12 protein-coding genes and 1 pseudogene are annotated in these 14,616 nt (G+C 62.4%); 6 read left to right on the top strand and 7 right to left on the bottom strand.

From position 1 onward, the window contains the following. Positions 1-204: 204 nt before the first annotated feature. Positions 205-1,980 carry a hypothetical protein gene (locus tag AKN83_RS17605; RefSeq protein ID WP_157113431.1) on the top strand — a complete coding sequence of 592 codons (1,776 nt, stop codon included), beginning with the start codon at positions 205-207 and terminating at the stop codon, positions 1,978-1,980. A gap of 82 nt (positions 1,981-2,062) precedes the next feature. Here the strand turns inward: AKN83_RS17605 and AKN83_RS39730 are convergent. The 4 genes and pseudogenes from AKN83_RS39730 to AKN83_RS17590 form a co-directional block, all read right to left on the bottom strand. After that, positions 2,063-2,167, bottom strand: a pseudogene (locus AKN83_RS39730) (enoyl-CoA hydratase/isomerase family protein); the annotation flags it as partial. Positions 2,168-2,597: 430 nt separating this feature from the next. Continuing rightward, positions 2,598-3,377, bottom strand: coding sequence for an enoyl-CoA hydratase/isomerase family protein (locus AKN83_RS17600; RefSeq protein ID WP_050403643.1), 780 nt, complete (start codon positions 3,375-3,377; stop codon positions 2,598-2,600). A gap of 76 nt (positions 3,378-3,453) precedes the next feature. After that, entirely contained in the window at positions 3,454-5,553 is a 2,100-nt protein-coding gene (locus AKN83_RS17595) for a molybdopterin oxidoreductase family protein (RefSeq protein WP_050403644.1), read from the bottom strand. Positions 5,554-5,697: 144 nt separating this feature from the next. Further along, positions 5,698-6,747: an ABC transporter substrate-binding protein gene (locus AKN83_RS17590; RefSeq protein WP_050403645.1), complete on the bottom strand. Its 1,050-nt coding sequence runs from the start codon at positions 6,745-6,747 to the stop codon at positions 5,698-5,700. Positions 6,748-7,393: 646 nt separating this feature from the next. On the opposite strand from AKN83_RS17590, the gene AKN83_RS17585 reads away from it, so the two are divergent. From AKN83_RS17585 to AKN83_RS17565, 5 genes are all read left to right on the top strand, one after another. Then, positions 7,394-8,137, top strand: a complete 744-nt coding sequence (locus AKN83_RS17585; protein WP_050403646.1) for an FCD domain-containing protein — start codon at positions 7,394-7,396, stop codon at positions 8,135-8,137. Between the two features lie 54 nt (positions 8,138-8,191). Next, the gene (locus tag AKN83_RS17580; RefSeq protein ID WP_083992100.1) at positions 8,192-9,223 is read left to right on the top strand and encodes a TRAP transporter substrate-binding protein; all 1,032 of its coding nucleotides are present in this window, start codon (positions 8,192-8,194) and stop codon (positions 9,221-9,223) included. 42 nt (positions 9,224-9,265) lie between these two features. Further along, a complete protein-coding gene (locus tag AKN83_RS17575; protein WP_050403672.1) occupies positions 9,266-9,778 on the top strand; it encodes a TRAP transporter small permease in 513 nt (170 codons plus the stop codon). A gap of 15 nt (positions 9,779-9,793) precedes the next feature. Then, complete coding sequence (locus tag AKN83_RS17570; protein WP_050403647.1) at positions 9,794-11,089, top strand: TRAP transporter large permease; 1,296 nt, start codon at positions 9,794-9,796, stop codon at positions 11,087-11,089. Positions 11,090-11,205: 116 nt separating this feature from the next. After that, entirely contained in the window at positions 11,206-12,300 is a 1,095-nt protein-coding gene (locus tag AKN83_RS17565; protein ID WP_050403648.1) for an amidohydrolase family protein, read from the top strand. A gap of 15 nt (positions 12,301-12,315) precedes the next feature. Here the strand turns inward: AKN83_RS17565 and AKN83_RS17560 are convergent, their stop codons facing one another. The 3 genes from AKN83_RS17560 to AKN83_RS17550 form a co-directional block, all read right to left on the bottom strand. Next, complete coding sequence (locus AKN83_RS17560; RefSeq protein WP_050403649.1) at positions 12,316-12,600, bottom strand: hypothetical protein; 285 nt, start codon at positions 12,598-12,600, stop codon at positions 12,316-12,318. Between the two features lie 141 nt (positions 12,601-12,741). Continuing rightward, a complete protein-coding gene (locus AKN83_RS17555) occupies positions 12,742-13,479 on the bottom strand; it encodes a Crp/Fnr family transcriptional regulator (RefSeq protein WP_083992099.1) in 738 nt (245 codons plus the stop codon). 295 nt (positions 13,480-13,774) lie between these two features. After that, positions 13,775-14,614 carry a phosphodiesterase gene (locus tag AKN83_RS17550; protein WP_050403650.1) on the bottom strand — a complete coding sequence of 280 codons (840 nt, stop codon included), beginning with the start codon at positions 14,612-14,614 and terminating at the stop codon, positions 13,775-13,777. Between the last annotated feature and the right edge of the window lie 2 nt (positions 14,615-14,616).

Here is a 14,616-nt window from a genome sequence, read left to right as displayed (position 1 = left end):
CTCTCCTTGTCGAGGTGTCGTGGAACTGACATTTGCGTAGGCTAACCTAACGTTGTGTATGATGGTTTTGGCACGCGTATTTGTGATTGAAATCCCTCTCTCTAAAACTCGGTTCTTTTGTCCCGACCAAATTCCGATTTGGGTAGCAGCAACGAGCGGCTTGGCACGCACGTACGACAAGCGGAGACTTACAGGACAGTGAAAATGAACCGGAAAGATTCCCGCTGTGTCTTGCGCAAGATGGCGCCTGTTGCCAGAGCGCGATTCCACATTGGCTTCGTGTTGTATACTCTGCTGTTTGCTTTCATCGTTGTGAGCCCAGCACACGCTCTTAGTTCCGATCCTTGCAGATTTCCCGGAGCGGGTCCGACGAGTTGGGATCCGGCCGGAACCATGAACCGGTCGTTCGATCCGGCTTGGGTAAGTGCGATACGGCAGAGCCCCGCCGTGTTCGCGCAGATGGTGGGCGCTCCCGGCGCTTCGAATACCCAATGCGTGAACGCGCTCAGTACATTCCTGAAGGCCAACAACAGCTCCCTTTGGGGCTCGCTGACGCCTGACGGCCTCAAGCTGATTGTGGCGACCGCCTTCTCTTATGAGTCCGCATCCTACGGCAGTTCGCGCGCCGCAGGCTCTGCATCGAACCTTCTGAACAACAGCTACGTGTCGCAGAGTGGCGACTATGTGCTGTCTTGCAGCCAATACGTGTCGCTGGCCATACGTCTTTACTACTGGATTTATCAAGCCTCAGGAATGACCCCACCCCCCGGGATAAAGATTCACACCGTGGGATGGCGGTCCGATCCGACGACCCCAAACCCCGTCGGCAATCACGCCCAGTTTTTTGTGACGGGTGTCGGGCCGAACATGCTCCTCGACCCCACTGCTAATGTCATCGCTAGTACAACACTTAAGAACCACTTGAACGGGACTCTTGTTTCTTCCAATCAGATCGTGAATGGCATCAGCCTTCGTCCCATAGCGTCGTCGATCCCGAGCTTTCCTGCGACGGTAGTCGGCTCGCTCACGAGTACGAATGGCGGTCACTATCAGGGCGGGAAGTTCCTGATGTATTCCTTGCTGACCGCATTCGCGAGCGATCCGACGGAAAATCAATGGGTGGTCGATGCTGGAAGCCCTACTTTCGTGGACACGGTCGTGCCAGGACCGTCGAGTGACTACTTCTACAAGACAGGGGCCGGCTTGCTGTGGCAAGTTGATGGTACCGGAATCACATTGGCGGATAGCGGCGTTGCCGCGATCGCAGCGGGGCCAGGACCATCATCAATGTTTCAGCTGACGAATGCCGGTGCGCTTTGGCAGCGTGCGCCGTCAGGCTGGGTTTTGGCGTCCAATAGTGGGGTCGTACAGATTGCGAGTAGCCAGGGTGGTGCGGCCGTCTACGAATTGACATCCGACGGTCGTCTGTATGTAGAGACGACGGCCACTGGATGGACAGAGCTGCGCACCGGGGTGAAGGCAATTGCGACGGGAATGAGCGGCCAGGGACTGTACGTCGTCTATTCATCGGGATTGCTCTCGATCATCTCGTCAAGCGGCGAGACCGTAGTTTCTTATTCCGGAATTGTCGGGGTGACGAGCTTGCGTCAAGGAGAATTCGTCGTTTATTGGACCTCTGGCGGCCTCTATCTCCATTCAACCATTGGCGGCGCGTTCGGGCCAATCAACAGCCAATTGAGCAAGTTGCTCGTAGGAGTCGGCAAACAAACAATTGACATTCTGCAGACTGACGGGCGAGTGTGCACCGGAAATCCGGTGGGCGCCCCCGCGGGCAGTCCGCTTCAGTACTTCTTGAACTCTGGGATCGATCTCGGCACTACCTTTTCGCAGTGCGTGTCGCCACCGCAGACGATCAACGGTCCGGCGTACTCGTCGATCCAGCTTATTGACGGCGGCGTCAATCTTCAAGCGACGCCGGCTGGCGGGAATGCGGTAATTGGCCAAGCCACCTCTTTCTAGCGGGTCGATACAGGGTCCTTATCAAATTGGTTTGGGATTTCCAGAGCGGGTAACCGCCCTCGAAGGAGCAGTATGATCCTGCCTAGTGTCGCGTCCAGGTCGGCTTGCGCGTCTCGCCGAACGCCTTGAGGCCTTCCTTGGCGTCCTCGGTCATCGCCAGCAGCGCGATCTGGCTTTCGGTGTACGCGTCAGCAGAGACACCTCAGACAATGACGAATGTGTGCCGTGCCCGGCATCGAAGCCGCCGGCCTGAAGGCCAACGCGGGCTAGCGTGCGATGGGCATCGCGCTCCCTCACCCCGTTCTCCGGGGGAGAGGGTTGGGGCAAGTTGCGCCTGCGCGACTTCGGAATAATGGAATTATGTTGCTGATTTGCCCGACGTGTCAAGTTGCCATGTCGAGCGCCGGCCGCCGTCGGCTACTTTGCATGGGGTTGTTTTTCGATATTTTGATACTGCCGGCCCGAGAGGGCGTGAAGCTTTGTCCTATCGGCTCAAGCACGACTGTCACTGGAATACTGGATCACCCGCATGCGCATGCGCGGGTGATGACACTGAGCAAGCCAATTCCGTCACCTGAGCGGCCGAATGCAGCGAGGTGAAGCGGCACCGTGATGCCTCACCGCCCCGTCCAGGTCGGCTTGCGCTTCTCGCCGAAGGCCTTGAGGCCTTCCTTGGCGTCTTCGGTCATCGCGAGCAGCGCGATCTGGCTTTCGGTGTAGGCGATGCTTTCGTCGAACGACATCGAGGCGATCGCCCGCATCGCGTATTTGCCGCGACGGATCGCCGTCGGCGACTTGTCGACGATACGGCCGATCAGCCAATCGACCTTGGCGTCGAGCTCGGCGGCCGGCACGACGTAGTTGAGAAGACCCGCGGCCTGTGCCGCCTTGGCATCGAACGGCTCGCCGGTCAGCGCCCATTCGTTGATGAGGCGTGCGGGGGCGATCGACTGCAGCAGGCTCAGCACCTGCATCGGAAACACGCCGACCTTCACCTCCGGCAGGCCGAAGATCACGCCATCGGCGGCGACCGCAATGTCGGTCATGCACAGCAGGCCCATGCCGCCGGCCATGCAGACGCCGCCGACCCGCGCGATCGCGGGCTTGGTCGCGTTCTGCGACAGCCGCAACAGATCGGCATAGTCGACATTGGGGCGCGAGAAATCCATCGAGAATGCCGCGCCGCTGTTCTGCAAATCTGCGCCGGCGCAGAATGCCTTGTCGCCCGCGCCCGTCAGCACGATGACGCGCACGTCCTTGTCGTCATGCGCCTCGCGATAACCCCTGGCGATGCCCGCGATCACGCCGGCGTTGAGTGCGTTGCGCTTGTCCGGGCGGTTGATCGTGATCCAGAACGCCTGCCCGCGCTTCTCGAGAAGAACGCTGTTGTCGGTCATGTTTCCTGCCTGTTTTTGCCGGTGCGCCGTTGCCAGCCGACATTTGCGGCTGGATCGGCGCCGACTGCAAGCAGGATTATGCGGCGGCGGCCGCCTTCCTGATCCAGACCTTGTTGTCGTGGAACGCGGCGCCGCCAAGCGGCGCGACGGCCTCCGCCCCGGTCAGCATGTTGATGCCGCGCCCGCCGATGTGGGACTTGTTCGGATGGATCGACTCGGCGATCAGCACGCCGCGGCGAACGCCGTCGAACAGTTTTGCGGTCAGCGTGGTCTCGCCGCGCGTGTTGCCGAGCGTGACGGCCTCCCCGTCGGCGATCGAGAGAGCAGCCGCATCGTCGGGGTGGATCATCACGGTCGGCGCGCCCTCGCGGGCCTGCGACGACGGCGTCTCGTTGAAGCTGGTGTTGAGGAAGCTGCGCGAGGGCGACGTCGCGAGCCGGAACGGATGCTGCGCATCCGCCTCCTCGATGATGGTCCAGTGGTCGGGCAGCGAGGGCATCTTGTCCCACGCGCCCATCAGCCCGCCGGCGCCGACCGGAACCTTGCCCCAATCGACCTTGAAGTGGAATTTCTTGTCGGCATGGGCGAAGCCGTCGAGATAATGCGAGGTGCGGAAATCCGGCTGCAGATCGCGCCAGATGTCGGCCTCCAACGTCTCGATATCGCCGTGCCCGCTCTTCTTCAAAGTTGCGTCTATCAGCTGCCGCGGCGTCATGTCGAAGCCGGGATGCACCGCATTGAGCCGGCGGCCGAGGGCCTGCAGCACCTCGTGATTGGAGCGGCACTCGCCGGGCGGATCGATCAGCTTCGGGCCGACCGAGATGTGCTGATGTCCGCCGCCGTAATAGAGGTCGTCGTGCTCCATGAACATCGTCGCCGGCAGCACGATGTCGGCCATCTGCGCCGTCTCGGTCATGAACTGCTCGTGTACCGCGACGAACAGGTCCTCACGGGCGAATCCCTGGCGCACCAGCGCCTGCTCGGGCGCCACCGTCATCGGATTGGTATTCTGGATCAGCATCGCCTTGACCGGCCCGCCGCCTTTCAGCGCCTCGGCATCGCCGGTCAGGATGCGGCCGATCTGCGACTGGTCGAGCACGCGCGTCGTGGGATCGATCGCGTCGTGGCCTTCGATGATCGATTCGTCGAAGCGCCAGATGCCGGCATTGTTGAAGAACGCGCCGCCGCCCTCATATTGCCAGGCGCCGGTCACCGCGGGAATGCACAGCGCGGCATGCATCTGCGCGGCGCCGTTACGGCTGCGAGTAAACCCGTAGCCAAGACGGAAGAACGAGCGCGGAGTCTGTCCGACAAGGCGCGCGAACGCCTCGATCTCCCCGACCGGCACGCCCGAGATCGCCGACGCCCATTCCGGCGTGCGCGTCATCAGATGCGCTTCCAGCTCGTCGGGGCAGTCGGTATAGCGGGCGAGATAATCGCGATCGGCAAACCCCTCGCGGAACAACACGTGCATCACGGCGCAGGCGAAGGCACCGTCGGTGCCCGGCCGCAGCAGGATCTTGATATCGGCCTGCTTCATGGTCTCGTTGTTGTAGACGTCGACCGCAGCGATCTTCGCGCCGCGCTCCTTCCGCGCGCGCGATGCATGCGTCATCACGTTGACCTGGGTGTTCACCGGATTGGTGCCCCAGATCACGACGAGGTCGGAGACGCCCATCTCGCGGGGATCGACGCCGGCGATCTTGCCGGTCCCGGCGGCGAAGCCGATGCGCGCGATGGTCGAGCAGATCGTGCCGTAGAAGCGTGAATACTTCTTCACATGCGACAGCCGGTTGAGGCCGTCGCGCATCACGAGCCCCATGGTGCCGGCGTAGTAATACGGCCAGACCGACTCGGCGCCGAACTCCCGCTCGGCAGCGTCGAAACGCGCCGCGATCTCGTCCAGCGCCTCGTCCCAGGAAATCCGCGCGAACTGGCCGGAGCCCTTCGGGCCGGTCCGGCGCAGCGGATACATCAGCCGTTCGGCATGGTGAATCCGCTCGGCATAACGCGCGACCTTGGCGCAGACCACGCCGGCCGTATAGGTCTGCCGTTTCGAGCCACGCACCCTGCCGATCGAGCGTCCCTCGATCACCTCGACGTCGAGCGCACATGCGGAGGGGCAATCGTGCGGACAGGTGGAATGGCGGATGTCGATCTTGGCATGCTGGTTCATGTCAAATTGGTAACATCAAAAATCCGCTCCGCCGAGGGGCATTATTGACCTAGTTCGGGCGAAAACCGCGCATAAGCCATGCGGCAAACGCCCAGATGCTTCGCCATCGGCCCACTCCGTCCGTCAAACGCGAAAGATGCGGGTTTAGCGCGCCTTGATCGATTCCCCTTCCCGCTCCACCGCCGCCGGGTCGTCCTTCATCGTCTTGATGTCCTTGAGCGGCTTGCGCCCGGCCTTCTCCTGGGCCTGCGCGTGGACCGACCTGAGGCCGCCGATCTCGACGTTGAGCTGCTGGCCCTCGCGCCCGAGCGCGAACGATTGAAACAGCCTTGCCGCATTCGGATGCGGACAGTCCTTGAAGATGCCGTTGGGGCCGACAATGATCGGCGATCCTTCACTGGCGTAGACCGGCTCGACCGGGCGGCCCATCTCCTTCAGCTGAAAGATGTTGTACTCGTTGCCGTCGGCCATCACCGCGCGCTCGCCGAGGTCGAGCTTCTTCGGCGGATCGGTCGAGGACTGCACCTGCATGATGTTCTGCTTTGCGAGCTGCTCGAAGAAACTCCAGCCGAGATCGCGCTGCATCTGATAGGTCGCGGTCATGATGGTGCCGCTATAGCCGGGGTGCGCCTTCACGATCTTGCCCTTCCATTTCGGATCGAGCAGATCGGCAAAGCTCTTCGGCGCCTCTTCGGCCTTCACGAGATTGGTGTTGTAGGCGATGATCGAAAGCCAGACCCGGAAGCTTGCGAATTGGCCATCCGCATCGCGATGCTCGTCCGGATAGTATTTCGCGACCTCCTCCGGGACATAGGGTGCCAGGATGCCGTCGCGCTTCCACACGATGAAATGCGCGGCATCGGAGGAATTGACGACGTCGACCGCGTGAATGTTGCTGGCATATTCCTGGCCCACCCGCTGGAACACACGCTCCGCGCCGGTGCGTTCGACACGCACGGTGATCCCCGCGTACTTCGCCTCGAACGCCTTCGCGAGTTTCTCGGCGACCGGCAGATCGGTCGAAGTGTAATAGACGACCTGTCCCTCTTTCTTCGCCGCCTCGATCAGCGCTGGCGTCACCGGTTCCGCAGGTGGCGCGGCGGCCATCACGCGCGTTGAAAACGCGGTCCCTGCCAGCACAGCACCGGCGCCCTTCAGCAGATCGCGGCGCGATGGCCCAGGATGTTTCCTCATTGGATTCCCCGCGCGCGATGGCGAAGTTTGAGCACACCGTCGTTGCGCCCTTATTCCGATGGACGAAGACGATGTCTGTCGCCGACAGATGCTTCAGGTTGCAGCTAGACTTCTGGTCAAGAAAGAAGACAAAAGTTGGGGGAGACGATCAATGGCGGGCTTTCGGTACGCCTTGATGTGTGTCGCGGCATTGCTGGAGGGACTGGTTCTGCGCAGCGAAGCCGGGTTTGTCTCCGGAGCAGTATCGTAGGCACAACCTGGAGCGAGATCCGAGCAATAGCCTGTCGCCCAGCGGCACATCAAAATATCGAAAACAACCCCATGCACAGTAGCCGCCGGCTGCCCGCGGATGCGGCGACCACGGACGCGGCAGCTTGACTCGTCGGGCAAATCAGCGGCATTATTCGATTATCCAGAAATCGTAGACGATCTTTGCGCCCGACGTTGGCTGCTCCTCAGAGCGAGTCGATCCACCCCGTCATGCGAGCGCGGCGATGCAATCCGCTTCCCCGCTCGAGGAGAGGCGGATTGCTTCATCGCTGTCGCTCCTCGCAATGAGGGGCGGATGGCTTCAGAGCCACTCGGGAGCGCTGGTTTGCCTTCGGCAACGAGTTCATATACTAATATATTAGTTCTGGGAGTACGAATGCCCGCCCGCGCCCCGAAAAAACCGGAGCCCCGCAACCCCGCCGGCCCTCGACGGACCGGCCGTCCGCGGACCGCAACGGCAGCGGCGCGGATCTACGCCGAGCTGCGTGCCGAACTGGTCTCGCTGCAGCGCAGGCCCGGCGATCCGATCGTCGAGGCCGAGATCGCGCGCGCATATGGCGTCAGCAGGACCCCGGTGCGGGAAGCCATCCTGCGCCTGTCGGACGAAGGTCTGGTCGAGATCTTCCCGCAATCGGGCATCTTCGTATCTCGCATTCCGCTCGCCGCGCTTCCGGAGGCGATTATCGTCCGCAGGTCGCTGGAGGAAACCACGACCCGCATGGCAACCGAGCGCGCTAGCGCCAGCCAGATCCTCAGCCTGCACGCGATCCTCCAACGCCAGCGCGAGGCCGAGATGGCCGCCGACCGCGAAGCATTCCATCAGGCCGACGAGGCCTTTCACGCCACTATTGCCGAAATCGCCGGACATCCCGGCATTTGGAAGCTGATCCTGCAGGTTAAGGTTCACGTGGATCGCTTCCGATGGCTGACTCTGCCGCAGCGCGGGCGGATGGCCGAAGTCATCGCCGAGCATGAGGCCGTGATGGCCGCGATCGAGGCGCGCGACCCGGCATCGGCCGGAGCCGCAATGGCCAGACATCTCGAACGCCTTCTGGCCGACATCTCTGCGACCCAGCACAACAATCCGGAGTTCTTCGAAGCGCAAAGTCAGCCGGCATGACCGCGGCCGGACTCCGGCCAAGGTAATTTGCGAAGCATTTTTGGGAGGCATGGCATGAATCGTACGGATCGATCGCAGCACCGCGGCGCCGGGCTCAACCGTCGCGACGTCATCAAGATCGGCGCGGGCCTTGGCGCGGTGGTTGCGACCTCGGCGCAGACCGCCCTCGCCCAGTCGAAAGCGATCTTCAAGGCGTCGGACGTCCAGCCGCCCGGCTATCCAACCGTGGTCGCGACGGAAAACCTCGGCAAGAAGCTGGCGGCGGCGACCAACGGCCGGCTGTCCCTGCAGATGTTCCCCTCGATGCAACTCGGCGGCGAGAAGGAAACCATCGAGCAGACCCAGATCGGCGCGATCCAGATGCTGCGCGTCAGCGCCGGCTCGATCGGCCCGATCGTCGACGACATCAACGTCGTCAACATGCCCTTCCTGTTCAAGAACATGGCGCATGCCGAGCGGATGATGGACGGCCCGATCGGCCAGGAGCTGCTGGACAAGATCACGGCAAGCACGAATGCTGGACTGGTCGCGCTGTGCTGGATGAATTCCGGAGCGCGTAGCCTGTACAACACCAAGCACGCGATCAAGACGATCGCCGACATCAAAGGCCTCAAGTTCCGCGTCATCGGCAATCCGATCTTCATCGACATGATGAACGCGCTCGGCGGCAACGGTGTCGCGATGGGCTACGATCAGGTGTTCAGCGCGCTGCAGACCGGCGTGATCGACGGCGCCGAGAACAATCCGCCGAGCTACGTCTTCAGCAATCACTACACCGCCGCGAAGCACTTTTCGCTGACCGAGCATCTGATCGTTCCCGAGGTGCTGGTGTTCTCGAAGCGCGCATGGTCCGCGCTATCAGCCGATGACCAGACGCTGATCAAGAAGCTTGCCCGCGAGGCGCAGATGGAAGAGCGCGGGCTTTGGAACACCTATGAGCAGCAGGCGATGGAAAAAGCGAAGGCTGCCGGGTGCGAGATCATCGAGATCGCCGACAAGGCGCCATTCCAGAACGCGGTCAAGCCGGTATGGGGCAAATATGGCCCGAAGTATCAGGACATGATCGGACGTATCCAGTCTGCCTGACACTGCCTCACACAGGAAATCGTCTTCTCACAGGAAATGGACATGGCCGGATCATATCGCCGCGCGATGGACTATCTGTATCTTGCCTGCGTCATTACGGGCTCTGCGGCGCTGATCCTGATCTCGGCCGTCATCCCCTGGGCGGTGTTCACCCGCTATGTCCTGAACAGCGCGGCATCCTGGCCCGAACCTCTCGCGGTGCTGCTCACCATCGTCGTGACGTTCATCGGTGCGGCCGCCGGTTATCGGCTCAATCTGCACATGAACGTCGCATATTTTGCCAACAAGCTGCCTGACCCGCTCCGCAAGCTGACTGACCTTGCCGTCCAGCTGTTGATGGGGCTGATCGCGCTATTCATGATCATCTGGGGCGCCCGGCTCGTCGAGGTGACCTGGTACAACACGATTGCCGACTTCCCGTCGCTTTCGGTCGGCGTCACCTATCTTCCGATTCCGATCGGCGGCGCTTGCCTGCTGCTGTTCATCATCGAGCGGATTTTCCTGGGTGCCCCGCCTGATCCGATCGCAGCGCACCGCGACGTATCCGCCGACTGATCGCGGGAGGCCCCGATGGATATCCTCATTCTGCTCGCGACAATGCTGCTCTGCTTCGTGATCGGCATGCCGATCGCCTACTCGCTGGCGATGGCGGCGATCGTCGGCGCTCTGTGGATCGGCATTCCCCTGGAAGCGGTGATGCTGAAGATTTCCGACGGCGTCAGCAAGGTCGCGATGCTGACGATCCCGTTCTTCGTGCTGGCCGGCGCGATCATGGCGGAGGGCGGCATGGCCCGCCGCCTGGTCGCGTTTGCCGACGTATTGGTTGGACTGACCCGGCTGCGCGGCGGCCTTTCGATCGTCAACGTGCTTGCGACGACATTCCTGAGCGGCATCTCCGGATCGGCCGTCGCCGATACGTCCGCCATCGGTTCGGTAATGATCCCGCAGATGGAAAGGAACGGCTATCCGCGCGTGTTCGCGACCAACCTGACGATCACCTCGTCGGTGCAGGCGCTGCTGGTGCCGCCGAGCCACAATGCGGTGCTCTACTCGCTCGCAACCGGCGGAACGATCTCGATCAGCGCCCTCTTCATGGCCGGCGTGTTCCCCGGGCTGTTGCTCGGCTTTTCGCTGATCATCCTGTGCCTCGCCGTCGCCTATCGCGACGAGCACCCGCACGGCCAGACCGTGCCAGCCAAGGACGCGATCCGGATCGCCATCGATGCGTCCTGGGGTCTCATCACCCTCGTCATCATCCTGGGCGGCATCCTCGGCGGCATCTTCACCGCCATCGAAGCCGGGGCGATCGCCTGCATCTGGGCCTTCTTCGTCACGATGTTCATCTATCGCGACTATCGCTGGCGCGACCTGCCGGTGCTGCTGCATCGCACGCTGCGCACTGTCGCGATGGTGATGACGCTGATCGCCTGCGCCTCCAGCGTCGGCTACATCATGGCGCTGACGCAGATGCCGGCCAAGATGACGGCCTTCTTCCTGTCGATCTCGGATAACAAGTACGTCATCCTGCTCCTGATCAACGTCCTGCTGCTGGTGCTCGGCACGCTCGTCGACATGGCGCCGTCGATCTTGATCGCCACGCCGATCCTGTTGCCGGTCATGAAGAACTTCGGCGTCGACCCGGTCCATTTCGGCATGATCATGCTGCTCAATCTCGGCATCGGCCTGTGCCATCCGCCGGTCGGTGCAATTCTCTTCGTCGGATGCGCGGTCGGCAAGGTCACGATCGAGCAGGTCATGCGCAAGATCTGGCCGTTCTACGCGGTGATGTTCTTTGTCCTGATGTGCGTGACCTATCTGCCGGAAATCTCGCTATGGCTGCCGCGCCAACTTCAGGTGCTGCACTGAGGCAAACGGCATCTTGCAGATCAACACTGCGCTACACGCACGGCGTGTGGTCTTGCGACCGCTCGCCGGCATCCCTAGGCTGCCGTCCATAACAAAAGACCAGGGAGGCGATCGTCATGACCACAAGGCGGGATTTCCTGAAAGCGGGAGCGACGGCGGCGGCAGGCATCGTGTTCTGCGGCTGCGGGCTCGTCCACAACGCGAATGCGCAAGCATCGCGCCAGAAATTGCCGGTCACCGTCGACGGCAAGCGCATCAAGACGATCGACATTCACGCGCATTGCCACTTCCGCGAGGCGGGCGCGCTGCTTGGCGCAGACGCCGGAAAATATCAACTACCGCCGGTCAACGGCGCCGCGGAAGCGTTCATCGAGATCGACAAGCGCCTCGCAGCAATGGACGCACAGGCCGTCGATATGGAGGTGCTCTCGATCAATCCATTCTGGTACGAGCGCGATCGCGATCTCGCCGGCAAGATCGTGAAGGTCCAGAATGAAAAGCTCGCCGAGCTGTGCGCTTCGAAGCCCGAGCGGTTCGCAGCCTTCGCCTCGCTGACGTTGCAGGCACCCGACCTTGCCGTGCAGGAGCTGGAGACGGCAGTGAAGAAGCAGGGGCTGAAGGGCGCGGCGATCGGCGGCGTGGTCGACGGCGTCGAATTCTCCGATTCCAGGTTTCATCCCGTGTGGGCCAAGGCGGAGGAGCTCGGCGTCCCCCTGTTCATCCATCCGCAGGGCGTGCCCGAGCTTGGCAAGCGGCTCTCGGGCAATGGCTGGCTCGGCAACACCATCGGCAATCCGCTCGAGACCACGATCGCGCTCTCCCATTTGATCTTCGAGGGCACGCTCGACCGCTTCCCGGGACTGAAGATCATCGCCGCGCATGGCGGCGGCTATCTTCCCTCTTACGCCGATCGTTCGGACCACCCCTGCCTGGTCGGACCGAAGGGATGCGATCCGAAGATCAAGCTGCAGAAGGCGCCGACCGAATACCTCAAGCAGATTTATTTCGACTCGCTGATCTTCACGCCCGAGGCGATCCGGCACCTTGCCGCGCAGGTTGGCGCCGGCCAGATCGTGCTGGGAAGCGACTATCCCTATCCGTGGCAGCTGGCGCCGGCCGACCACATCTTCGCCTGCGCATCGCTGAGCGACGATGACAAGGCCAACGTTCTCGGCCGGACCGCGGCCAAGCTGCTCGGGGTTGCGGCGTGACGAGGATGCCAACGATCAGTTGGTCTTCACCGTCCGCGTCTCATTGCGCGGCTGCGCCGTGGGCGCCGGCTGTGCGATCTTGGTCGACGGATCGGCATCTACGGCGCCGGTTCCGGCGAATTCCGCTTGCGCCGCGTCCGATATCCATTTGACCGCGGCGGGGTGGCTGACCAACATCCCGATCAATGCAACGACCACGAGCACCGGGAGAGCGATCAGCTTGATGCCGAAGCTCCCGTAGTTGCTCTCCGGATCCTGCTGCCGCGTGTCCTGTTCCCGGTTGTCGAAAGAGCCCTGCATGGATTTCTCCACAGTGCGAGTGTGCTCCACCGAAGCGTCACTTACCGCAGGGCACGCACGGCCGATGTGAATGATCTCACAGGCCTTGTCCGATTCACCATTTCGTGAAACGCCGGTGCGACCGCGCCGACCAGATAGCGGCTACTCGCCGTCATCAGCCCCGGCCTCGACCAGGGCCTGCAGCGACTCGGGCTTCAGCACGACGATCGCACCGTGCTCAAGCCTGACCCAACCGCGTGTCGCCCACGCGCGGAGCTGCTTGTTGATGCTCTCGCGGGTCATCCCGACCATCTCGCTGATCTCCTGCTGGGTAATCGAGATGGTGCGCCCCTGCGGCTTGTGCTTGTCGCTCAGGCGCAGCAGCGCGCTCGCCAGACGGCCCGGCAGATCCTGCAGGATCACCTGCTCGACCTGGTCGCTGGTCCAGCGCAACCTCGCGCACAGCAGCTCGATGAACTTCATCGCAAGCGTCGGCTGGCTGCGCACGAACGGAATGAACTCGCGCCGGTCGATGACGAACAACTCGCAATTGGTGTTGGCGGTAGCATCGGCGGTCCGCGACAGACCGTCGAGCAGCGCGATCTCGCCGAATATCTCTCCTGCTTCGATCAGGTTCAGGATCGCGTTGCGACCGTCCGGCGACGAGATGCTGATTTTCACCGTGCCCGAGATCACCGCAATCAGGCTGGTGCCCGGATCGCCCTTGGAGAAGATCGTCGTTCCGCGCTTCAGCGTGACGTGCTTGGCATAGCGGCAGAGCTGATCGAATGCTTCGGGCTCGAGATCGACAAAGTAAGGATGCTTGCGCAGCACCGACAGCTTGTTGTTCGAAAACAACGGCGCGCCGGCAGTTCGTTCTATGGGCAGCGCACCGGTCATTGTGATCCAGACTGATTGTGTTGCGTTGAGCCGGCGCGCCAGCAGCGCGGCACCGACAAGCCAGTGATCAATGAAAGCGGAAACGACTATAGCCCCACCGGGGGCCTACAGCAACAAAAGGTCCGGGCCGGTGAGATCGGGCTGGAAGGCATCCAAGGTACAATTTGGAATAAATATGTGCCTAGTTGCAACGCTCAATTGTAGCCGGCGGTTGCCTTCGATCTGGAAACCCCCGCCCACCAGCGGCAATCCCGCCTGCAAAACCCGTTCGTGTGAGGGGGGCGACGCGGCTCCCTCACAGCAGCTTGCCGTCCGGCCCGAAGAACGGATGCGGCCCGTCGAACTGACCGATGGGGATCTGGTGCGTGACCAGCTGTCCAAAGTCCGGCCCGGGAAACCATGTGTGCAAATGAAATGCGGGCGGTTCCACCTTGAACGACGGCTCGCGGAGCTGTCCGAGGTCCAGGTCGACCGCATGGTTCGGGGCTGGGCATATGGTCACGGGGATGCCGGCGAAAGTGGTCAGCATCGCACGATGGACGTGCCCGCACGCGATCAACCGAACGCGCGGGTGACGCCTGACGATGTCGGCCAATGCGTCGGCATTGAAGAGGTCTTGCCGGTCCATATGCCAGATGCCGCCCTTGAATGGCGGGTGATGCAGGAAAAGCAGCGCCGGCCGGCCTGCCGCCGTCGCCAGCGCTGCGTCCAGCCATTGCAGCGTGGACGGCTCGAGCATGCCGTGCGGCTTGCCGGCTACGCTTGAATCAAGCAGCAGGAGATCGAGGCCACTCACCGCGATCTTCTGGTCGAGCGGGCCAGTCGGGTGAACATAGGGCGCGGCCGGAAACGCTTCGCGCATCCACCGGCGCGAGTCGTGATTGCCGGGAATGCCGGCAAACGGCAGCCGCAGCGGCGCGAGCAATCGCTTGAGATAGTCGTATTCCTCGACCGACGGCGTGTCGACGAGGTCGCCGGAGATGACGACGAAATCGGGCGCCGGCTCGAATGCGCCGAGCGCCGCCACGCAACGTTCGAGCGCCTTCGCGGTGTCGACCCGGCCATAGGCCAGCGCTCCCGGCGGCTTGATATGGAGGTCGGAGATCTGCGCGATCAGGACGGGTTTCGACGGCATCG

This window comes from Bradyrhizobium embrapense, from assembly GCF_001189235.2.
GTDB classification, from domain to species: Bacteria; Pseudomonadota; Alphaproteobacteria; order Rhizobiales; family Xanthobacteraceae; genus Bradyrhizobium; species Bradyrhizobium embrapense.
Note: the sequence above shows the minus strand (reverse complement) of the source record. Positions and strands in the feature narration are given on the sequence as shown.